The organism is Psychrobacillus sp. FSL K6-2836, from assembly GCF_038003085.1.
Classification (GTDB): Bacteria; Bacillota; Bacilli; order Bacillales_A; family Planococcaceae; genus Psychrobacillus.
This window is the reverse complement of record NZ_JBBOOM010000001.1, coordinates 2732072-2754782: the sequence shown is the minus strand read 5'-3', so window position 1 is coordinate 2754782 and position 22711 is coordinate 2732072. Positions and strand designations below refer to the sequence as shown.

At 37.8% G+C, this 22711-nt stretch carries 20 protein-coding genes; 6 read left to right on the top strand and 14 right to left on the bottom strand.

Annotation, left to right across the window (positions count from 1 at the left end; genetic code table 11):
* Positions 1-7: 7 nt before the first annotated feature.
* From MKY37_RS13090 to MKY37_RS13060, 7 genes are all read right to left on the bottom strand, one after another.
* Positions 8-1558, bottom strand: a complete 1551-nt coding sequence (locus MKY37_RS13090) for a DEAD/DEAH box helicase (protein ID WP_340777778.1) — start codon at positions 1556-1558, stop codon at positions 8-10.
* Between the two features lie 342 nt (positions 1559-1900).
* Entirely contained in the window at positions 1901-2611 is a 711-nt protein-coding gene (locus tag MKY37_RS13085; protein WP_340777776.1) for an alpha/beta hydrolase, read from the bottom strand.
* A 19-nt stretch (positions 2612-2630) separates the two neighbouring features.
* Entirely contained in the window at positions 2631-4001 is a 1371-nt protein-coding gene (locus MKY37_RS13080; RefSeq protein ID WP_340777773.1) for a UDP-N-acetylmuramoyl-tripeptide--D-alanyl-D-alanine ligase, read from the bottom strand.
* Between the two features lie 4 nt (positions 4002-4005).
* Entirely contained in the window at positions 4006-5088 is a 1083-nt protein-coding gene (locus tag MKY37_RS13075; RefSeq protein WP_340777771.1) for a D-alanine--D-alanine ligase, read from the bottom strand.
* Between the two features lie 66 nt (positions 5089-5154).
* Positions 5155-5469: a DMT family transporter gene (locus MKY37_RS13070; RefSeq protein WP_340777770.1), complete on the bottom strand. Its 315-nt coding sequence runs from the start codon at positions 5467-5469 to the stop codon at positions 5155-5157.
* Complete coding sequence (locus tag MKY37_RS13065) at positions 5469-5801, bottom strand: DMT family transporter (RefSeq protein WP_340777769.1); 333 nt, start codon at positions 5799-5801, stop codon at positions 5469-5471. Before MKY37_RS13065 ends, MKY37_RS13070 begins: the two co-directional genes overlap by 1 nt.
* Before the next feature lie 60 nt (positions 5802-5861).
* Positions 5862-6605, bottom strand: coding sequence for a hypothetical protein (locus MKY37_RS13060; RefSeq protein WP_340777766.1), 744 nt, complete (start codon positions 6603-6605; stop codon positions 5862-5864).
* A gap of 154 nt (positions 6606-6759) precedes the next feature.
* On the opposite strand from MKY37_RS13060, the gene MKY37_RS13055 reads away from it, so the two are divergent.
* The gene (locus MKY37_RS13055; RefSeq protein ID WP_340777763.1) at positions 6760-7950 is read left to right on the top strand and encodes an FtsW/RodA/SpoVE family cell cycle protein; all 1191 of its coding nucleotides are present in this window, start codon (positions 6760-6762) and stop codon (positions 7948-7950) included.
* 665 nt (positions 7951-8615) lie between these two features.
* On the opposite strand, the gene MKY37_RS13050 is transcribed toward MKY37_RS13055, so the two are convergent.
* Positions 8616-8753 (bottom strand): Lmo0850 family protein, encoded by a 138-nt coding sequence (locus MKY37_RS13050; protein ID WP_211895692.1) that lies wholly within the window; start codon positions 8751-8753, stop codon positions 8616-8618.
* Between the two features lie 174 nt (positions 8754-8927).
* Between MKY37_RS13050 and MKY37_RS13045 the strand changes: the two genes are divergently transcribed.
* Together MKY37_RS13045 and MKY37_RS13040 are read left to right on the top strand one after the other, a co-directional pair.
* Positions 8928-9341, top strand: a complete 414-nt coding sequence (locus tag MKY37_RS13045; RefSeq protein ID WP_340777759.1) for a CBS domain-containing protein — start codon at positions 8928-8930, stop codon at positions 9339-9341.
* 178 nt (positions 9342-9519) lie between these two features.
* Positions 9520-10683 (top strand): MFS transporter, encoded by a 1164-nt coding sequence (locus MKY37_RS13040; protein WP_340777757.1) that lies wholly within the window; start codon positions 9520-9522, stop codon positions 10681-10683.
* Positions 10684-10885: 202 nt separating this feature from the next.
* On the opposite strand, the gene MKY37_RS13035 is transcribed toward MKY37_RS13040, so the two are convergent.
* A complete protein-coding gene (locus MKY37_RS13035; protein ID WP_340777755.1) occupies positions 10886-12181 on the bottom strand; it encodes an MFS transporter in 1296 nt (431 codons plus the stop codon).
* 124 nt (positions 12182-12305) lie between these two features.
* Between MKY37_RS13035 and MKY37_RS13030 the strand changes: the two genes are divergently transcribed.
* The 3 genes from MKY37_RS13030 to MKY37_RS13020 are packed head-to-tail and all read left to right on the top strand — an operon-like array spanning position 12306 to position 15000.
* Positions 12306-13535 carry a helix-turn-helix domain-containing protein gene (locus tag MKY37_RS13030; RefSeq protein WP_340777753.1) on the top strand — a complete coding sequence of 410 codons (1230 nt, stop codon included), beginning with the start codon at positions 12306-12308 and terminating at the stop codon, positions 13533-13535.
* Positions 13536-13549: 14 nt separating this feature from the next.
* Positions 13550-14440 carry a hypothetical protein gene (locus MKY37_RS13025; protein WP_340777751.1) on the top strand — a complete coding sequence of 297 codons (891 nt, stop codon included), beginning with the start codon at positions 13550-13552 and terminating at the stop codon, positions 14438-14440.
* Positions 14437-15000, top strand: coding sequence for a hypothetical protein (locus MKY37_RS13020; RefSeq protein ID WP_340777750.1), 564 nt, complete (start codon positions 14437-14439; stop codon positions 14998-15000). The genes MKY37_RS13025 and MKY37_RS13020 overlap by 4 nt, the downstream gene beginning before the upstream one ends.
* A 444-nt stretch (positions 15001-15444) precedes the next feature.
* Here the strand turns inward: MKY37_RS13020 and MKY37_RS13015 are convergent, their stop codons facing one another.
* The 5 genes from MKY37_RS13015 to MKY37_RS12995 all read right to left on the bottom strand — a co-directional run bounded on the left by MKY37_RS13015 (position 15445) and on the right by MKY37_RS12995 (position 22666).
* Positions 15445-17010 carry an aminotransferase class V-fold PLP-dependent enzyme gene (locus MKY37_RS13015; protein WP_340777748.1) on the bottom strand — a complete coding sequence of 522 codons (1566 nt, stop codon included), beginning with the start codon at positions 17008-17010 and terminating at the stop codon, positions 15445-15447.
* A gap of 15 nt (positions 17011-17025) precedes the next feature.
* Positions 17026-18135 (bottom strand): ABC transporter permease, encoded by a 1110-nt coding sequence (locus tag MKY37_RS13010; protein ID WP_340777746.1) that lies wholly within the window; start codon positions 18133-18135, stop codon positions 17026-17028.
* The gene (locus MKY37_RS13005; protein ID WP_340777744.1) at positions 18132-19406 is read right to left on the bottom strand and encodes an ABC transporter permease; all 1275 of its coding nucleotides are present in this window, start codon (positions 19404-19406) and stop codon (positions 18132-18134) included. Before MKY37_RS13005 ends, MKY37_RS13010 begins: the two co-directional genes overlap by 4 nt.
* Before the next feature lie 17 nt (positions 19407-19423).
* Entirely contained in the window at positions 19424-20353 is a 930-nt protein-coding gene (locus MKY37_RS13000; protein WP_340777743.1) for an ABC transporter ATP-binding protein, read from the bottom strand.
* A gap of 918 nt (positions 20354-21271) precedes the next feature.
* Positions 21272-22666: an L-cystine transporter gene (locus MKY37_RS12995; protein ID WP_340777740.1), complete on the bottom strand. Its 1395-nt coding sequence runs from the start codon at positions 22664-22666 to the stop codon at positions 21272-21274.
* Positions 22667-22711: the final 45 nt, after the last annotated feature.

Sequence of the window (22711 nt, the reverse complement as noted above, 5' to 3'; positions counted from 1 at the left end):
TTTCTAATTAGTTTTCGCTACGTGAAGAGCGAGTTCTTGTGCTGCGTTGTGTAGAGCCGTCACGGGGACCACTGCTACGACGTCCACCTGAACTTGGGCGTGAACCGCCACTTGAACGAGGTCCGCGATCGCTGCTTCCTCCACGACTACCCGATGAACTACGTCCGCCGCCGCTACGGTTACCTTTGTAACCACCGCCAGAACGAGAACTGCCTCCACCGCTACGTTCTCTACGAGCAGGTAGTGGACGTTCTTCAGAAAGAGAAATCGGAGTATCATCCGGTTCTTTCGTCATTGATTTTAAAGCTGCAGCAATTACATCTACTGCTTCAAATTTTTCAAGCATTTCTTGTGCTAATGGACGATAATCGCCTAAATCATTTTTGTTTACAATTTCAGATAAAGATTCTACCGCTACTCGTTTAAGTCCAACTAGTGCTTCATCTGAGCTTGGAGGGATTAAAGCTTCCATACGTTTTTTCGTTGTATTCTCAACGATACGTAAGTATCCCATTTCTCTTGGTGTTACGAATGTTGTAGCGATACCACTTTTACCTGCGCGTCCTGTACGACCTATACGGTGAACATAGCTTTCAGGATCTTGTGGGATATCAAAGTTATACACATGTGTTACGCCAGAGATATCTAATCCACGTGCTGCTACATCTGTTGCAACAAGAATATCAATTTTATTTGATTTGAATTGTTTTAATACAGACATACGTTTCGCTTGGCTTAAATCACCATGAATTCCTTCTGCAAGGTAACCACGAATGCTTAGTGCATGCGCTAATTCGTCAACTCTACGTTTTGTACGGCCAAAGATAATCGCAAGCTCTGGTTGATGTACATTTAAAATTCTTGAAAGAACATCAAATTTTTCACGCTCAGTAGCTTTTACGTAGTACTGCTCAATGTTTTCAACAGTCATTTCTTTCGACTTAATCTTTACTTCAACTGGATCTTTCATGAAGCGATCAGCAATTTTACGAATTGGTCCTGGCATTGTAGCAGAGAACAATAATGTTTGACGCTCAGGAGGTACGCTTTCTAAAATTGTGTTGATGTCTTCGATGAATCCCATGTTAAGCATTTCATCTGCTTCGTCTAAGATAAGTGTTTGAACTTGATCAAGCTTCAACGTACGACGGTTGATGTGATCAAGAATACGACCAGGTGTCCCAACAATAACTTGAGGTTTATTTTTTAGTGCACGGATTTGACGACCAATTTCTTGTCCACCGTATACAGATAATAGACGAACCTTTTTGTCATATCCTAATTTATAAAGCTCTTCCGAAACTTGGATTGCAAGTTCACGTGTTGGAGCGATGATTAACGCTTGGATATTCGGGTTTTTAGTATCAATTTTTTCAATCATAGGGATACCAAATGCAGCAGTTTTACCTGTACCAGTCTGTGCTTGACCGATAACATCGCGTCCACCCATAGCATGTGTAATAGTACCTTCTTGGATTGGTGTTGCTTCTTCAAACCCCATACGTTGTACGGACTTTAATGTAGAAGCGCTAATATTTAATTCTGAAAAATTTGTCAAAATTTTAATCTCCTTTTTGTTCTGTTTTGACAAATGGTTACATTTTCAGATGAAATTGCGGCAAATTCGAGCCTATACGAGGAACGTTTCCGTTACTTAAAATTCTCTGTGGTTTTAGATCAGAGGGGTCTTATATAAAGGGAAAGCCCGGTCTTTTGCCGAGCGGTCTGTTAATGAGTGATCGTGCAATACTACTTCAACAAACCGTTATGTTCAAAAAAAAGTACTCTTCAATAAACGCTGAAGAGTCTTCACACAAAATGTATCCATTGCTCTAAACGTAGTATATCATGCAACAAACTCAGTTGCAATGAATAAGCAACTGTTATAATTATTAGTTAATTACTTAGTCTCTTCCCCCTCCTCTTTCTCTAAAAAATTTAGTGCTGCGTTAAACCAATCTTCGCAGTCCTCGCTATAGCAAATATGGTGTTTCCCTATTTCCGAATAGACAATTTCCTTTTTCAAAGAACCAATTTCATCATAGATAAACTGGGCAGTGGCATAAGGGACAATACCATCTTTTTTACCTTGGACTATATAGACTGGTACTGTAATTTGACCATAATAGGGCTGAACTATACGTACTAATCGCATAAATTCTATCGTCGCTGGAATTGGAGTTCCTTTTACTTTATAACTGTATCGTTTATATAAAGAATTTTCCTCAAGTTTACCGACAAACGCTTCTTTTGCTATATCCTTTATATCTTGTAAAAGCTGTGCGGGATAAATGTATTTCGCTGCAGCACTCAATAAAACAAGTTTGTGTATTGGATAACGATTGGCTAAGTACATTGCAATAATTCCACCCATTGAAAATCCTACAATAATTACACGATCCACTTCATTTTGCAGTTGTCTCAGGGTTTGTTCTGCCGCCATCATCCACGATTCAGCAGTTACATTTCTTAGCTCCAATATTTCACCATGACCAGGTAACGTAGGGACAACAATATGCCAGTCTGTATGTGCTTGTAAATAGTCAACAAATGGTTGAATTTCATATGGTCCACCTGTAAAACCGTGAATACCTAATACTCCTGTTTTCATTGTCCCCACACCTGTCATATTATTTTTGAAACGGCTCAATAACTCTTTCTAACTGCATTCCCCTTGAGCCCTTCACTAAAACAATAGAGCGATCATTTATTTTATTTGCTAAAAAGGAAACAAGTTTTTCTGTGTCGTCATTGACCCAAATAAGTTGTTCAGCTGTAAATTCTTCGACCAGCTTGTTGTATAGCCACTCCATACGAGGTCCATATAAGCAAACTCCGTCAAATACCTTATTTGAAATCGATTTGCTCATCTCTTCATGATATTGCCGTTCATTGTTTCCAAGCTCCAGCATATCACCTAGCACCAGCCACTTTGCTGGCTTAATAGTAGACTTTTCAAGGAAAGAAATTGCCGCAAGCATGGAAGTAGGAGCAGCATTATAAGCATCGTTAATGAAAATCGCACCATTATTCCCTTCGATTACCTGCATACGCATATCAGTCAAAACTATTTGTTGTAAAGCTTCACGCATCTGCTCTGGAGTCAATCCAACTTCTTTTCCTATCAATAATGCCGCAAGTGTATTTTTCACTTGATGCTCCCCTAAAACAGGGATAGACATTTCCTCGTTTAGCTCGCCCGCTACACGGAAAGCACTTCCTTGCTCCGTAAAGCTAACTTCTGAAATCCGCAAATCATTTTGCTGCTGTACACCAAATGATTTCGCCTTTATATTAGGAGCATTTTCTACAAATGGACGAAGTAAAGGTTCATCCCCATCATAGAATAATTGCCCTTCAGTATCTAATCCTTCAATGATTTCAAATTTCGCTTTTGCAATACCTTCTCGTGAGCCAAGATCTTGCATATGTGCTTCCCCAATATTCGTAATGACTACATATTTCGGCTTAGCTAAATTTGATAAAAACTCAATTTCTCCAAAGGAGCTCATACCCATTTCGAGCACTGCAAACTCTGTATCTTCTTCCAGAGAAAGAATAGTTAAAGGTAAGCCTAATTCATTATTAAAGTTGCCCTCTGTCTTTTTCACGCGGAAATACGGTGAAAGCATACCTGCCACTAAATCTTTTGTGGACGTTTTACCATTAGATCCGGTAATGCCGATAAACACCGACTTCAGTTCAGCTCGATAAGCCTCTGCCATTTGCTGAAGTGCTTCTTCCCCACTTTCTACAAATAAAAGCGGAACGTCTTCAGGTGGATTCGGTTCGTCCTTCAGCCAAAATGATGCCGCTGCTCCTTTTGCAAAAGCATCCTGAACAAATCGATGACCATTGACTTGTTCTCCACGAAACGGAATAAATAAATCGCCTGGTTGAATCGTTCTCGTATTTATGGAAACTCCCGTAACGACGGGATTATCTGTTGTTTCCTTTTGAATGTGTAACCATTCTGCTATATGTGCTAATGTTTTTTTCACTTGGTCACTTCCCGTCTTTCGAGTGTTCAAGCTGCTGTTTTTCTTCATGGCGTTCAATTGCCAAACGAATAAGTTCTTCTATTAAATCGGGATAAGAAAGGCCTGATTCCATCCAAAGCTTTGGATACATGCTGATTGGTGTAAATCCTGGCATTGTATTTACTTCATTGATAATAACTTCTTCTTGATCAGTTACAAAAAAGTCTGCCCGGACAAGACCCGAGCAATCCAATATTTTAAACGCACGAATAGCAGCATCCTCTAACTTTTCTTGAAGATCCGCAGAAATTTTAGCAGGAATTGCGTAATTCGTCGTACCATCCTCATATTTTGCTTCGTAGTCATAGAAATCCTTCGTCGGTAACACTTCCCCCGCAACGGAGCATCTTGGCTCATCATTTCCAAGAACACTCATTTCAATTTCACGTGCAAAAATCCCTTGCTCTACTATAATCTTACGGTCATATTTAAAGGCATATTCTACCGCTTTGATAAGCTCTTCCCGGCTTGTAACCCTGCTAATCCCTACACTGGAACCAAGATTGGCGGGTTTTACAAATAAAGGCCATTGTAAGTTATCTTCTATTTTTTGAAGTAAAGCATCCTGATTTTTTTTCCACTCTTTACTTATGAAGTAGACATAAGGAACTTGAGATAAGCCAGCCTGTGCAAATAATTGCTTCATCACCACTTTATCCATGCCCGCAGCAGATGCCAATACGCCATTACCTACATATGGCAAGTTCAATACTTCTAACAATCCTTGTACTGTTCCGTCTTCCCCATTAGGTCCGTGCAAAAGAGGGAAAATCACATCTAGCTGAGTTGTATCGTCCCCTTGTTGCGGAAGAAAACTAGAAATGGTATTTGGGTTTGTTAATTCATTGCCGAATTTTAGAGATTCTATTGACTCTACCGGTGCAGTTAACTGACCTTCTTTTCTCCATTCACCTGTTTTCGTGATGAAAATTGGATATACTTCATATTTATCAAAATTGATCGCTTGAGAAACTGCTCTTGCTGTAAGTAGCGACACTTCATGCTCTGCAGATTTCCCACCGTATAATAAGCCCACTTTAATTTTCATTGATTAAATTACCTCCATGTTTTGGATACTATTAGTTTATCACGGACAGCCTCAATAGTTGAGTATTTACCCAAACAATTTAAGGCCCACTACCCCCATGATAATACAGCTTAGAAAGAACAGTTTCTTTCTACTTTTTTTCTCCTGAAATAGATACATCCCCAGTAGAACGCTTCCTGCCGCCCCAATTCCTGTCCATACAGCATAACCAGTACCGACTGCAATTTCTTTTAACGCTAAAGACAATAAGAAAAAACTCAAAGAAGCAGAGATCACTGTGAGAATCGTAAATTTCACATTTTTGAAGCCATCCGATAACTTCATGCAAATAACAAATGCCACTTCAAACAGCCCAGCAATCACCAATAAAAACCACTCCATTATGTCGCCTCCTCTTCATCATCCACTAATTTTAGACCGATAATCCCAAAAAGTAGGACAAATAAAAAGAAGAGCTTACCAGCGCCTAACTCTTCCCCAAACCAAATAATTCCTACAATAGCCGTGCCTGCTGCTCCAATGCCTGTGAATATAGCATATGCTGTACCAATCGGAATCGTCTTCATGGCTTTAGCAAACAGGAAAAAACTCACGATTAAAAAAATAATCGTTACAATAGAAGGAACAAGCTCCGTAAATCCATGAGCCTCTTTTAAACCAATTGCCCATATTATTTCTGTCAGTCCCGCAATTATTAATAAAATCCAGGCCATATATTTCACCTCATTACCTAATAAACGCTCCTGCCTCTTCCTAAGGCAAAAGCGTTCTATTTATACTTCTATCAAGACATCTAAGGGCTTAGACATATGCAACTTTAAATCTCCCAAAACTTCATCTGGGAAAATATTCTCAGGGAGAATCCGAATTTCAATACCATAATTAGATTTATCTGTTTTAAACAAAGACATAAGCACACCATCTTCAAACAGTTCATTATGTTCTGTTACTTTGTCTGCTGACAATTTTGGTAACACGATATTGTTCTTTTTACGCCAAAAAGCAGTTGACTTTGACTTTTCACCAATCAGTTGGGTAAAGATATTTGCAACTAAATGGTTAAAATCTTCCAAGTCTCGGAAATATATTTTTGTAATTTTCTCACCTTCGTCCGATAGATAGACAAATCTATTTTGTAGGTGATGATAAAAAGGAGAACGAAAAGTTTCTTTTTTATGTGCTATGTATAGTAGCTCCGCCTGTTCTTGAGGAGAAAGCATATTCAATTTGCGCTCATCTTCAAAATCCATGAAACAAACTTCAAAAGGTCCTTCGGCAAATTCCTTTATAAAGTGGTTGTATTGCTCGGGAACTATAAATTCAAGCTGTGTATGCATATTAAAAGAAGCATCATCATAACTATGCTTTAGCAATAAAAGAGCGGACAAGTCAGAGAAATTCCTTATAAATTGTTGAACCGTAATACCGCTGAACAGAGCAAAGTGCTCTACCTCATTCACGTGAACATATAAATGAGTTAAATACTCATCCGTATCTCTCACTTCTTTTTTTGCCACTAAAATCACTCCTTTATCTGTTCATAATAATAGCATGAATTATCCAAGGAAACATCTTTATTCCTCCTCACGTCTCTATTAAACCGGCAAGCAAAAAATATCATAATACGCTATAATAAGTGAATGAAATTCGAAGGAAATATAGGTGACTTACATGGAGAACAAAAAAGGCTTTGCTGATCGCTTCGATTGGACACTTGCTTTTATCATATTACTATTTCTAATCATTAGTTTATTTGCTATTTCGTCAGCGCAAACGACAGGACAATATGGTCCTACTAACTTTGTATTTAAACAGTTATTTTGGTATGGGGTTGGAGCTATTATTATTTCAATGACCATGTTTTTTGAACCAGAGCAATATAAAAAATTATCATGGGTTATTTACGGGATAGGCGTCTTCCTATTATTCATGTTATTTATCCTGCCTGGCAGTTTAGATCTAGTAGCAGAACGTAACAATGCAAAAAGCTGGTTTCATCTTCCTTTTGGTATAGGAAGTATTCAGCCAGCTGAATTTATGAAGACCTTTTACATTTTAGGACTTGCTCGATTGATAACCAAACATAATGAAAACCATCTTATGAAAACTGTTAAAACCGACTTTATACTTTTAGGAAAAATAGCATTAGTATTAATTGTTCCTTTAGCATTTATTCTAAAACAGCCGGATTTAGGTACTGCACTAGTTTTTATGGCAATTACTGCAGCTTTAATAATCGTAGCCGGAATTACTTGGAAGATTATACTTCCTATATTTGTGGGTTCAATTGTAACGGGTGGAACATTACTTTATTTCGCTCTTTATCAACAAGACTTTTTAGCTAATACATTTGGCTTTAAAGGATACCAATTCGCACGTATATATTCTTGGTTAGATCCCTATTCTTATGCAAAAGATGAAGGGATGCATTTAATCACTTCCTTGAATGCAATTGGTTCTGGAGAAATTTTTGGTAAAGGCTACGGAGAACGTATTGTGTATGTTCCGGAAAATCATACGGACTTTATATTTGCCGTTATTGGTGAAGAATACGGTTTTGTAGGCGCAAGTATTGTGGTCAGTCTATACTTCTTACTTATTTTTCATTTGACGAAAATTACGCTTCAGTTAAAAGATGCGTATAGCACGTATGTATGTGCAGGTATTATTGCAATGATTACGTTCCATGTATTTGAAAATATTGGCATGACAATTCAATTATTGCCTATTACGGGGATACCTCTGCCGTTTATAAGTTATGGTGGTAGTTCGCTCATGGGGAATATGTTAGCCATTGGTTTAGTATTTAGTATGAAATTTCATCATCGAACTTATATGTTTGCGAAAAACGAAGACGATTGATTAGTAAAAACTTGTAGAGAAAGGGATTTAGGCCCGATCTTTTCGCGTTTTTTGTTATGAAAAATCAGATAAAAGATGGCTGGTCCTTGAAAGTCAAAGCCTATTTCCGTCGTTTTCAAAGTGCTTTGGACAGATTGATTGCGATATGATTAACGAGTGATAGGGATATTGGTTGCGACTGACGTCACAACCAATATCCCTTTTCTTCGTTAATCTTATGGCGTTTTCTGTCCGTCGTCCTCATACAACTTCTAGAAACAGGTTAATGCATTTTTGGGTAACTAGATAGCAAGCTCACGAAGATACAATTTCGTTCGCTATTTCGCTTCTTTATTTAGTAAACACTTTATTTCCACTAGTATAAAAAAATCCACTTTCTTCATCCATTTTACAGAATAGTACTTCGCTCTAATTGATTGTAAGTGGAAGGTGGCGACTTCAGCGGGATGAGTGAGATAGATGAGATATCACAGCGGCGCAGAGTGACGGTGATAGCTCATCGCTCCCCCCGCGAAAAGCGTCTACCTGAAACGGAAATCATAGGATTATTCATTCTTACAAGTCCCTTGAACCCAGTTTGCACGGGACATTTTTATATACTTTATTCTTTAAAAAAGAAGGTGACTCTATTCGTTTCTTAACGAAATTTAAGAGTCACCTTCTTTTTAGTTTTGTGCATGAGGACTTTGTGCTGGTGGTGCTAAAGCTTTAAGTAGGTCAAGTCTAGATTTCGTCATTGTAACAGTAACACCAAGCTTTGAAAGATTACTTACAATTTTCTTCAAATCAACTTCCTTTGCCATTGAATCCACCTCGTCCTTCTATTTAATAATTACGTTTTTCTTTAAAAAAAGTTTCTATTTTTAAACTAATTTCTTTATTTTATTATACCACTTATTACCTAAGTTGAATCTTTCAATTTTGTTACATATATTATGGACTTGTAAACCATGCTATTCCCTAAAGGAGTGAATGGTTTGAATATAAGAGATGTAATGAGTAAAGAAGTAGTAACCTGCAATCCACAGGATTATGTAAGTGAAGTGGCAGATCAAATGCGAACACTAGACATTGGCTGTTTACCCGTAGTCAGTAACAACAAATTAGTTGGAATGATTACGGATCGGGATATTGTGACAAGGTCGGTTGCCAAAGATATGAAAAGCAAAGTGGAAGATGTCATGACTAAGTCCGTTATCTCCGTCTCCCCAGAAGATTCCACATCCGAAGCTTCTATTGTTATGGCACGCAATCAAGTTCGACGACTTCCCGTAATGGACGATGGTAAACTCGTAGGCTTCGTCTCCTTAGCCGATTTAGCTTTTCCTTTCCCACATGTCCAAGAAATTTCTAATGCTATGGAAAGTATATCCGAACCGCGGCAATTCTAAACATACAAGCTATCCTAATTAGGATGGCTTTTTGCATTTCACCACTGCACACTGCTAGTACTTTATTGGAATTTAGCTCGGTTTCTGCTTCTTAAATGCTATTTGACTACAACGTGTCAAACAGGATAAAAACGTGTAGTATAGAGGATAGAAGATTTGCAGAAAGCAGGTTTGATGCATGAATAAGATTATATTTATATTAATGTCTATCCAATTTTTGGTTTATCTTGGCTTTGGAATTATCATTCCTGTATTGCCAGAGGTTATTTTAGAGCAAAATTATAATGAAATTCACGTTGGTGGTCTATTGACGGTCTACTCTTTAGCTTCCTTCTTCACTGCTCCATTATGGGGAATGCTATCAGATCGTATTGGACGAAAAACACTTATTTTAGTTGGTTTAGTGGGCTTCAGTTTAAGCTTTTGGTTATTTTCTTTATTTTTTGATTCGCTGTTTATGCTCTACTTGTCTCGTGTAGTTGGTGGATTATTTTCTGGTGCCCTATACACTGCAGTTACTGGATTTGCAGCTGATTTATCAAATGAAGAGAATCGTAATAAATATATGGGTTTCCTCGGCATGTCGATTGGTTTAGGTTTTATTTTTGGTCCAGCAATCGGCGGAGTATTAGGGCATATAAATTTGGCACTTCCTTTTACCGCTTCCGCGATTTTATTGCTCGTTATTTTTGTTTATGCTTTTATTATTTTAAAGGAACCAGAACGTACGGGTGAAGCAAATAAACGTGCACTCCTTCCGAAAGGAGCAGCAAGTCTATGGAGCTATCGCATTAAATATCTATTCCTATTTTCGTTCATGGTAACATTTTTATTAGCAGGTCTTGAAGCTACATTCCAGCTGTTTCAAATCGAAAGAATCGAAATTACTCCACTACAAATCGGCTATTTGTTTATGTTCAGTGGATTTGTCGATGCAGCAATTCAAGGTGGTGTCGTGCGCCGCATTAAAAATGGCACGGAAACAAAGTGGTTATTATATGCTCAAGTTGTTACAGCGGTTGGATTATTCATGACTGTCTTCACTCAAAGTATTTTCTGGGCGGGACTGTCCCTATGTGTGTTCACCGCAGGAAATGCGCTAGCGCGAACTACAATTGTTTCGCTAACTACGAAAGAATCTGGCGGACGCTATGGTACAGCTGCCGGGATGTCCTACTCGATGGATAATCTAGGTCGCATTATCGGGCCATTATTATTCGCTTGGCTATTTACAATGCAACCCGACAATATTTATATGTTATCTGGGGTACTTGCAGTTCTTTCTATCGGTTTAATCTTCGCATACCGCAAGTCATCTAAGTCATTGAAGAATATTGCGTAGGATTGCGCTCTTTAATAGAAAACAGGTGAAAGGAAATAAATCGTTTTCCTTCACCTGTTTTTTTATGGATTAAGCTCTCTCGAATAGGGTTCATTCACTCTATTATAGCTGGTAATCCCTCTCGTATAGGCATGGCTCTCTCTCGCATAAGGGCTATTCATTCTCGTATAGAATAGTTTCTCTCTCGCACCACAAAACCTGATTAGCTTTCCGTTTTCAAATACTCTACTTTTTTCTGTCCGAGCTCCGGATGTGCGGATCTAACTACAGAAGGTCTTGCCAAGAATAGAACTACTAGTATCAACAAAACGCTTGAAACAATTAAAATACCTTCCGCCGGGAAGACGTCATATAAAAATCCAAATAACACCATACCAATTGGCATAAGAGCCATTGCACATGTTTCTATTATCGAGAATACGCGTCCCTTATAATCATCCTCTATCATTTTCTGCATCATCACCTGTATTGGAGTGTTTGTTATAATCATTGATGCTCCAAAGAAAAACATTAACGCGACATAAAATACAACTATTACTGTATAGGACATATCGATCAACAACGGTATAGAAACCGCTCCAATAATAACACCCATGAAAACAATGCTCCATTTAGATACTAGAAACGGAAATTTCAATTCCTTACGTGCAGAAAAATAAATTGACAATAGAAGCATCCCAACTGCAAATGCCCCCTCTGTAAAACCAAAGTGTTGAGCACTAATCTTCAATTTTTCAATGAGGATAAATGAGTATCCTACCTGATAGGCACCAAACAAAAAGTTGATGAATAAGGAGATAACAACCATTGTTTTTAAAATAGGTTTCTTCATTAAGTAACGGAAGCCTGCTTTCATACTCTCTAGCATTGGTTCCTTCGGTTCACCTTCCACTACTTCTTTTCGCTTCGCAAATAAATTAAAGTCCATCGTGGATTCCAAGACTACAGCAATAATCGAGGCCACCATATACATTATTAGAAATACTGGCATAGACACAGCTCCGTAGAGAAGTCCTCCTACCGCCGGGCTACCAATTGCCGCAAACGAAATGGACATTTGATTAAGCGACATCGCTTTCTGAATTCGCCCCTCATCTACTAATCCAGTAATAGACGAACTGAAAGTTACTCCAGAAAATAGAGAAGTTAACGATAAAATCACAGTCGTACTATAAATCGCAATTAAAGATAAACCCATCGTCATGCTCACAATAAGTAATCCGCCAATTGCAATTGTCGTAGCAATCTGGGATACGATGACAATCATTTTACGAGAATATTTGTCTGCAGCGTATCCTGCAAACGGCGCAACAAGCGTCCTCGGTAAAATATTACAAATTAAATTTAACGCAAAACTAGATGCAGATCCTGTTAATTGCAAAATGTAAAAGCTAATTGCAAACGAATACACCTGTGCACCAAAAGTGGAAACTAACTTACTGATAGTAAACGTCCACAAGTGGTACGTCGCCTTTTTAAGCTTTAATATTTCATCCATCTTCCCTACCCCTTCGTTTTAAGAATTATCTAAAAGTTTAATTTGATTAAACAAAGAATACCATAATTATCCTTCCAATTCAACTAAAAGTTTAATATAATTAAACTTAATAAGAGGTGAAAAAATGTCCACATTAGGCGAACGCATTCGTACATTACGTAAACAACAGAAACTGACGCTTGAAAATTTAGCAGGCACAGAGTTAACTAAAGGCATGCTCAGTTTAATAGAAAACAACAAAGCAAATCCTTCTATGGAAAGCTTAAACTATATCGCTTCACAGCTTGGTGTTGAAGTAACTGAGTTACTGGAAGAAATAAGCGGACAAGAGTTGCGAAATGTAATAGATCAAGCAGAATTATTACTCAACACAAAGGATTATGAGTTTGCAGATGAGCTTAAACAGGTGAAAAATCTAATAGAACCATATATACCAAAACTAACTCAAGGGTATGAGGCAACGCGTTTACTCGATATATACGGAAGATGCTTAGCTTATTTTTCTCCAGATGAGTCTGTTGCGTTAATGAAAAAGGTTGCAAAAATGTATGAAGACTTACATATGATTACTAAAAGCGCTGACATAAGAAGAAATCTTGCAATAATTCCATTTATGAATCACCAATATCAAATCGCGCTAGATGTTTTGTTAGAGGAACGAAAAAAACTGGACGAAAACCCTCTATGGATTGATCCATTATCACGAATGGATTATGACTATTTAGAAGCAGTACTTTACTTTTCAGTAGGAATGAATACAGAGGCCATTCAAGTGATGAACGATGCTATTCTCTATTCCAATGAACATAAAATATTTAAACAAATAGATAATCTATTTAGACTAGCAGCAGCACATGCAATGATGGAAGAAAATGTAGAAAAAATGAACTATTATTTAAAAAAACTGGAAGCCTATAGTGAATTTGCCGATGACGAGGATTCTAAAGCTTTTATCCATTATGCTAATCTACATTACTTAAATACCTACAAAAAAATGTATCTAGAAGCAGATGCTTTATACCATAAATTCTCTCTTGACCAGATTAATATAAAATTATTTACTCACTACTACCAACTTGAAAGAGCTAAGACTTTATACGGTTTAGGAAGAATTACTGAAGCATTGGACAAACTCAATGAGGTGAAAATTCCTAACGTCGTCCACCATCCAATCGATTTATCTATTTTCTATGAAAAGGATGCATACATTGCATTATGCTATCTAGAACTAAACCAAGTTGAAAAGGCAGTATTTGCTGTAAAAGATGCAATGACCAACATTGAAAAGATGCCAGACACACCATATAAAAAATTTATCCATACTACGTATGAGAAAGTAATGATGCGTTTATAGGGGGGATCAGATTATTGAAGAAAAATTGGTTTTGGGGTATTGTTATTACTATTTTAATAAGCTGGATTGCTAATATAGTTTACTTTGAACTGCATCAATTAAAAGAACCCGTCGTATTAAATGCTTACATTGATATTCCATCTTCTGAAAAAACCAATTTCTCGTTATTTTATTTGACTAATAGCAGTGAAGTGGTAGAGTTAGAATCCCTAATAGCCGATGGATTTACCTATAGCAATGAACAAAATTTTTTCCCATGGTTTGGGGATGTGACTGCTCAATCATACAGGCAGCATTTTACTCATCAATATTTGAAACAAGCAAGTTTTACATTTGATGAGCTATCATTGAAACAAATTGTAAAAGGGTTTCAATCCAATGAGCTATACGCTCGTTTTACAAATGGTCAGGTTGTACCTGTCCAATTGGAAAAGCTAAATTTCAGAACACCACTTAGTGAAACGAATTACATTTCGAGTACTGCTGGGTTTGGAAGCAACCAAGGGATTCAAGGAAATTTGTTTGAGGCAACCGAAACTGTTAGGATGGATGCGATTATACTACCAGATTCACTAAAAAATCAGGTAGCGCTTAAAGTGCAGTTATTATCCGATACCTCCACCAATGCACAAGTTGAGAAACTGGTGAACAAGAAATGGGAGGATATAGCCGCTCCACTATACACTGATATAGAGTGGCCTTTAAAAATTCAGAAAGGTGATTCCGTTGCACTAATATTTCAAACAAAGTATAGCGATTCTTACGTAAATGTTGTCAATGAGTGGTCGGGCATAACGGAATCAAGAGAATCCTTTAGCCATACTTTCCCTCTACTAATTGAACCCTATCTTTTAAATCAGGATGTTAATGACATCGTCCAGAAAGCAAGGGGTGAGCATAAATGAGACAGGGATTCAAGCAACTCATTATTGGCTTTCTATTCGTTTTTTTAAAGATACAAATTATTGTAGATATTCTACCAGATTTTATTGGCTACATCTTCATATATAACGGTATTAAGCAAATCGCAACTTTATCGTCTCAATCATATGATAAATTAAAAATACTATGCATTGTTTTAGCTATAATATCTGTTCCTAATTTCTTCTTAAACGATCAGATGATTCAGCAAATTGAGTGGCTTAAACATTACCCAAGTTTGTTAGCTTTAGTCAAAATAGTGCTCGTTTATTACCTATTCATCTTACTACTTGGCGTTGCTAAATTACTTCCTACAGATGAAGCGCTTTTTAGAACAAATAGAATGTTCACCTGGTATATGGTCATAATGCTTAGTACATCATTAACCCAGTCTTTTTTTATGAACATTTCAATGAATATAAGTATCCCATTAATGATTATCGTTATTATTGCTTCTTTCATTATAGAACTAACATTTCTTATATACTTACGTAATATACAAAAACAGTTCCCTAAAGATAGTGTGATTGAAAAGTTCGTATAAGAAAAATCGGGAATAAAATGCCCGGTCCTTCAAGATCAAAACCTGTTTCTATCGTTTTCGATGGTCTTAGAACAGGACAGTTTGCTATATGATTATCGATTGATTTTTAAGAGAGGCTAGTCGTGACTGACGTCACGACTAGCCTCTCTTTTCTCAGTAATCTTATTGCGTTTGAAAAGGACTAATGAGGCTGGGACAGAAGTAGAAATTTTATTGGATTAAAATTGGTTGGAATGGAGGGGCGACTCCTACGGGAATAGCGTGACGCCTGAGACTACAGGCTCAGGCCACGCCCGTGGAAAGCGTTCCTGGAATGGAAATCAATTTTGTGAACAGCAAAAAAACAGCATTTTTCTCACAGAGAAAAATGCTGTTTTGGGGTTCTGTCCCAGCCTCATCGGCCCTTTCTCTATTAGATTCTCACAATTAAAATCTGACGAGACATTAAAAGTTTCCTTGGTATAAGCGGTAGTTATCTAGCCAATCCATGAACTTCACCCAGGCGTTTTCAAAATCTGGTTGAATACAGGATATTTGCAGCAAACCCTTTGCGATTAAATAATCACTTTTATAGTGAAGGTCGAATCCGGACATTCTTGCATCCTCCGCTAGATACGGAAACTTTTCCTCTTTCCATGTGAAAATCATCGGATAATGGTTATCCGAAAGCAATTCAATTCCATGCTTAGACACTTCCTGTTCGACAAATTGCATGCGGCTATGTAACAAATCGTACCTTACTCCATTTTCATAGGACTTTAACGCAACCTCTAAACTATGTACAAACTGGGAGGGCATCGTAAAAGGTATTCCATTATTAACACTTAACCCCAGATCTAAATACGCAGGAATATTATAACTAGACGTTATTTCTGAGTTAGCAAATACAAAGGCTAATCCGCTCATTGTACCAATCGCTTTCCCACTGACACCAGTAGCTAGGTACACGTTTTCCATATTAAATGGAAGTGCCCCAAAAGAACTTACACAATCCACACATAGCAACACATTATATTGGTTACATAGTATCGTTATTTCTTCCAAGCTATTTAACATACCAGTAGATGTCTCGCCATGTACCATTAAGAGCCAACTGTATGCCCCGGAAGCCAATTTCTCCTCAATATGCTTCAGGCTATAGGGCTGTCCCCATTCGAAAGATGCGACATCAAAAGATAGCTGCCAACGTTCCGCTTGGTTTTCCAACCGATCTCCAAAGGCTCCGTTTTTGACGATTAAGCCCTTCTCTCCCAATACGTGTATCTGCGCAATCATTGCCTCATTTGCAAGCGTGCCACTGCCTAATAACAAGTGTGCATATGCTGTACCACTCATCGATAATAGATCTTTCCTTACTCGTTCTAGCATGACTTTAAACTCATGTGTTCGATGAGACACAGGTCGAACAGAGAATGCTTGCTGAATTGCTTCAGACTGTTCCACAGGTCCCGGATAAAAAGAATATCTCTTTTGTTTAAATCGAGCTGCGACGGAAAGGTCGAAACGATCTCTAGTTAGTACCATTGGGATAAATTTGGCTTCCTCTGTACCCACTGGATCTGCAAAAGGTTCAAAACCAAGCTGATTATATAATTTCTGTTCCCTTACAGTTCCCGATATTACAGCTGCTCCGTATCCATTTTCATAAGCGTAATCGGATAGAGCACGTGCTAAGTAATAGAACACTCGTCCGTTTCGATGTGCCTTATCAACAGCCATTAATCTTACTTCACATAGCGATCCGGTTAATGCATCCTTTGGAAGGAATTCTTCCACCGGACCAAGCTTTAAATCGAGTGAAAAGGGACGCGCAGCTCGAAACGCCACCATCCCCGCTAACTCCTGATTCTTTAGAACAATGACGTATACATTTTCATGATGAAACGCATCGACCCGCATCCCACTAGGATCCGGCTCATGCTGTGGTATCTCTTCCACAAACGTTTCATAATTTAGTCGTGCGATAGCTTCAAATTCTTTTTCCGTTCTAGCAATTTTACACCAATACATCCGCGTCTCCCCCATTTATTCACTGGAATGATAGCGTTCCGTTCTTTTTTCCAATAAAGTAATTCCTACTACCAACAGTAATAGTGCAATAACAACCATCATACTTACATACGTCCAAACACTACTTAAAGTTCCCTCGTAAATCGTCACTCGTTTCATAGACTCCATCGCATAATAAATAGGGGAAATCCATTTCATCGCAAGTAATCCCTCCGATTGGACTATTTCCAGAGGCCAGTACGCTCCGCCAATCATTGCAAATGCCACTGCGACAAGAGAAATGACAACACTACTTTGGCTTACTGTTTTCACTAAAGAGATTACAAAAACAGAGAACGCCATTACAAGCAATACATAGAAAGCAGCAATAATCACTACTTTCCAAAAACCATCGTACATATTAGTCCCTAATACATATCGGAAAATGAACAGGACTAGGAGCACTTGCACAAGCCCAATAATATAACTAAAAGAAAGATGCCCAAAGTATAATTGGAATCTACTAATCGATGCTAGCTTCAAACGATTCCATACACCCGAACGCTTATCATCTAATATAAATTGAACATTAATGGACACCGTATAAAAAACAAAGAATAACATAAAACCAAACAAGCTTTGAAGAGCATTATCGTAACGAAAGACCTCTGACTCATCCATTGCCTCTGTTTGAATGAGGAATGCTTGGTTTTCTCGCAAACTCACTTCTAACTCTGCCCATGCACCCTCTCCTCCTGCCTGAATTACTTGTTGTTTAAAACTAATATCACTATAAGCAGATTCAACTATTAGAGATAGATTTCTCACACTATCTGAATCCGAGGCAGAAAAAATGGTATAAGATGTTTCTTTCAATGCAATACCGATCATTCGAATATCTTCTTTTGCTTTTTGTTGTAGCTCTTCTTCTGTATTTTCTCGGAGGGAATATCCTTCCTCTTCCTTTAGTTTTTCTAGTACGGCTTGAGTCGTTTCAGAGCCATCCACTGACACTGATATACTCATCTTCCCATTACTGGTGCCTCCTACTAAATATGCCATTACTAAGGTCATTACCGTCATCATGATTAAAACGACAGGCTTACGTATCAAATTTTGAAATCTAGCAATCCATATTCCCGTCATTCTGCCACACCTCTTCTCGGAAAGAAAACAATGGAAAGTAATATACAAACAACGACAAGTATATATAGAGCAAACATAAATGGCCAAATAACTGATAAATCCTGACCTTTTTGTATAGATAGTACGGCAGACATCGTTGCTCCATTTGGAGTTAAGTCTCCAATTTTCCCAAGCACTTCAGAAATATCTCGGATGTTAAAGAAAGATCCACCTAGGAAGGAAAATACCGTGATGAATAACCCGTTGAACACATTCGCAATACCTTCTGTTTTTGTTCGAAACTGGAGAGTTGTCATTAATGCTGATAATGCACCAACAAATACACTATAGCTAACAACAATAACGGTCATGCCTTCTAAGCTAATCCACTCTATTCCTAATACTAACATCCCAAATATTAGCATAATCGCTTGTTGGATAAAGGCTACTAGTGTTCCTGTAAAGAAAATCGAAAGTGTATATAAAATAGGCGAGACTCCAGCCAATAAAATACGGTCATATACTTTCCACTGTACTTCCTGCAGAGCAAAGCCTGCTAGAAAAGCAGGAATATATAACGCGAACATCACTAACATCCCAACTGTGTAGTAAATAGATGCAGGAATCTTCCGCTCATTTGCCTCTAAAACCTGCTCTATTTTCTCAACACTGCTGAGATTATTCATTATCTCCTGAGGTGATAAATTAGCCTCTAATAGTGCTGCTGATTGCGTATATCCACTTTGCCAATCTGCTAGAACAGATTGAATTATGGACGCACGAATGTCATTATCTTGGTTTAAGTATAAAGATAGTTCAGCAAAGTTCCCATTGTTAAAGTACGCTGATTTAATATAATTCAGACGAAAATCAGTTGGAATATTTAGTATGCCATCTAAATTTTCATCCTGCCTTGCAGCCTTTAAATCAACTGTCTGTTTATAGTCCACTGCAATATACTTTTTCATTTCATCTGAAGCCAAAATGGTGTCTTTTAATAATTCAACTGGATCACTACTTTTAAACTGCTTGAGCAAAGCATCCAAGGGTGGGCCCGTGACTCCTTCTCGTTCAAGAAAAAGCTTAATTGCTTCTTTCTCTTGAGTCCATGATGAATCATCTACTATGAGTAAATTCGCTTGAATGGCCGCTTCTTCTCCGCCATCCATTATACTTCCTAACGCATTTGAAAGAATTGTTATTAAAACGAGTGGCATAACTAACAAAATAATTAACGGTTGCTTATTTCGGATAAGCATTTTCATTTGTTTTGCAATTAAACTAAACAGCATGACTCAAGTCTCCCCTCTCAATCTCTCAGTGCTTTTCCGGTCAAATGCAAAAACACATCTTCCAGAGATGGCACTTTGACAATTGCAGAGGTTATCACTACATTATTTGATGCAGCAATCGCAAAAATAGTAGCTAGTGGCTCTTCATTTTTGGACATTGAAATCGTCAGTATCTCTTCTTCTATTCGAAGAGTAGCTTTTGGGAACTGTTTCTTCAAGGCTTTTTCAAAATTCTCCGTAAGTAAATTCAATTTCAATTCAATTGTTTGGTTATCAGAGACTAGCGCTTTAAGCTCTTCTTTTGTACCATATGCAATTATTTCTCCTTGATCCATAATATAAATTTTGTCACATAGCATTTCTACTTCTTCCATATAGTGACTGGTATATAAAAGGGTCATTCCCTCTTCCACAAACTGTTTTACAGTTTCTAAAATATACGTCCTCGATTGAGGGTCAATCCCGACAGTCGGTTCGTCCATGATTAACATAGAAGGCTTGTGTAGAAGAGCTGCCCCGATGTTTAGACGTCTTTTCATCCCACCTGAAAAAGTTTTAACGATATCCTTTTGCCTTTCAGACAATCCAATTTTCATAAGCACTTCCGTTATCCGAGTTTCTAAAAGTTCACCTTTTAACCCGTATATTCTTCCGAAAAAAGCTAGATTTTCTCTTGCGGAAAGCTCGGGATATAAAGCTATTTCTTGAGGAACCACACCTAATGTTTTACGCAAAGGCTCTGGATCTTTCGCAATGGACTTTTCATCCCATAATATTTCACCACTTGTCGGTACGACTAGAGAAGAAAGCATGGAAATAGTTGTCGATTTCCCTGCTCCATTTGGACCTAATAGCCCTACTGATTCCCCTGCCAACAGTTCCATATTAATCGCTCTTACTACTTCCTTTGTTTTAAACTTTTTTGAAAGATTTATTGCTTGAAGCATTTTCCCATCTCCTTACAACCTAGTTAAATCGATTATAGCAAACTACTACACCAGTTTATGTAAAAATTTTTTAAATATTTTGTATTCACAAAGATTAAAGGTTACCTCTGAGAGTGTATTTTTAAATATAAGAAAAACCGCGCAAAAAAGATGCATTAGAAATGCGATTATCCAATGGTCGAGGAAGAAAGTAAATTTTCTTTTATCCTAGTGGAAATAAAGAGAAGTAGTAAGTGTTTTCCAATAAAGAAGCGATATAGCGAACCAAATTGCATCGTCGGGCCCCCACGATGTGGGTCAGGCAGTCGTTGCGAAATGTTTTTTTATTTTGCGACGAGCTTTGCGCAGGAGCACCACGATGTCGCGTACTTAGACTGTCATCTTCTCTATGAATAGGAAATTAGCTTTTCTCTAGTTATCCAGAAACGAACTAACCTGTTTTCTAAGAGTTGCAGTAGGGCGACGGACAGGCAAACGCCATAAGATTACCGAAAAAAAGGGATATTGGTTGTGACTTCAGTCACAACCAATATCCCTAAAAATTCGCTTGGTAATCATATAGTAAAATGTCTGTCCAAAGCCCTTCGGAAACGATAGAAACAGGTTTTGATTTTAAAGGACCGGGCCTTGAGTTCAAGGGGTGATTTTTTATATCTTCAATAAGAAACTGGGACAGAAGTAGAATTTTTATTGGATAAGGAGAAACCTTTACTAAATAATGGATAGTTAATAAAATTGATTGGAATGGAGGGGCGACTCCTACGGGAATAGCGTGACGCCTGAGACTACAGGCTCAGGCCACGCCCGTGGAAAGCGTCCCTGGAATGGAAATCAATTTTGTGCACAGCAAAAAAACAGCATTTTTCTCACAGAGAAAAATGCTGTTTTGGGGTTCTGTCCCAGACTCTTCTAATTATTTTATGCTTCGTCTGTTGCGATTTTGTCTAAAGGTGTATTGTATAGGTCTTTATCTAGTTCACCAGTGATTTTCGCAGTTGCGACACCAGCTGTCATAGATCCACTTACATTTACTGCGGTACGTCCCATGTCGATTAATGGTTCTACAGATACTAGAAGCCCTGCTAATGCAACTGGTAAATTTAGTGCGGATAGAACTAGAATCGCAGCAAATGTTGCACCGCCCCCGACTCCTGCTACACCAAACGAGCTAATCGCTACTACTGCGACTACAGTTAAGATGAACATTGGATTTAACGGATTGATACCTACTGATGGAGCTATCATAAATGCTAGCATCGCTGGATAAATACCAGCACATCCATTTTGTCCTATTGATAAACCGAACGAACCAGAGAAGTTTGCCACCCCTTCTGATACACCCATTTTAGTTGTTTGTGTATTGATATTAATCGGTAGCGTACCAGCACTTGAACGTGAGGTAAACGCAAAGATTAATGGTTCTGCTGCTTTTTTCACATACGTTATTGGATTTAATCCAGAAAGTGAAATGATCAATAAATGAATTGCGAACATTACCGCTAACGCAACATATGAAGCAAGAACAAACTTACCTAAATTGTATATGGCACCAAAATCAGATGTTGCAACGGTTCTTGCAATAATTGCTAAAATTCCGTATGGAGTTAAACGAAGTACTAGTGTTACTACTCGCATAATTAATTTGTAAACAGCATCGATGCCTGTTTTAATAATTGCTGCCGTTTCTTTCTCTTTACGTGCAATTCCTAAATAAGCAAACCCTAAAAATGCCGCAAAGATAACTACACCGATAGTTGATGTTGGACGTGCTCCCGTGAAATCTAAAAATGGATTTGCAGGCAATAAGTCTAACATTTGGTCTGGAAGTGCTTTATCTGCAACTTCTGCAGAGCGACCTTCATAGTATTCTGCACGTTCTGTTTCTGCATCCCCTTGAATGATTTGTTCTGCATTCAAATCGAATATTGCCGCAGAGCTAATACCAATAACAGCAGCAATGGCAGTTGTTCCTATTAAGAAACTTAAAATAATCGCCGCCATTTTACCAAAATTTTTACCAATCGTAATTTTTGTAAACGCCCCTAAAATAGAGATGAATACTAATGGCATAACAATCATTTGTAATAATTTTACGTAACCAGTACCAATCAGATTGTACCAAGGCACTGTTTCCGCTAATACTTCCGAATCTACCCCGTAGGCAAGATTCAATACTAACCCTAGTACAATACCTAATCCTAGAGCTGTAAATACACGCTTCGAAAATGAAACATGTTTTTTCTGCATTATGATTAATACCCCAACTAATAGTAGTAAAGCTACTATGTTAAGAATAACAAATAATAAATTCATATAATGTCCTCCATCTCTTGTGCTCATCATATAATAATACTTTTA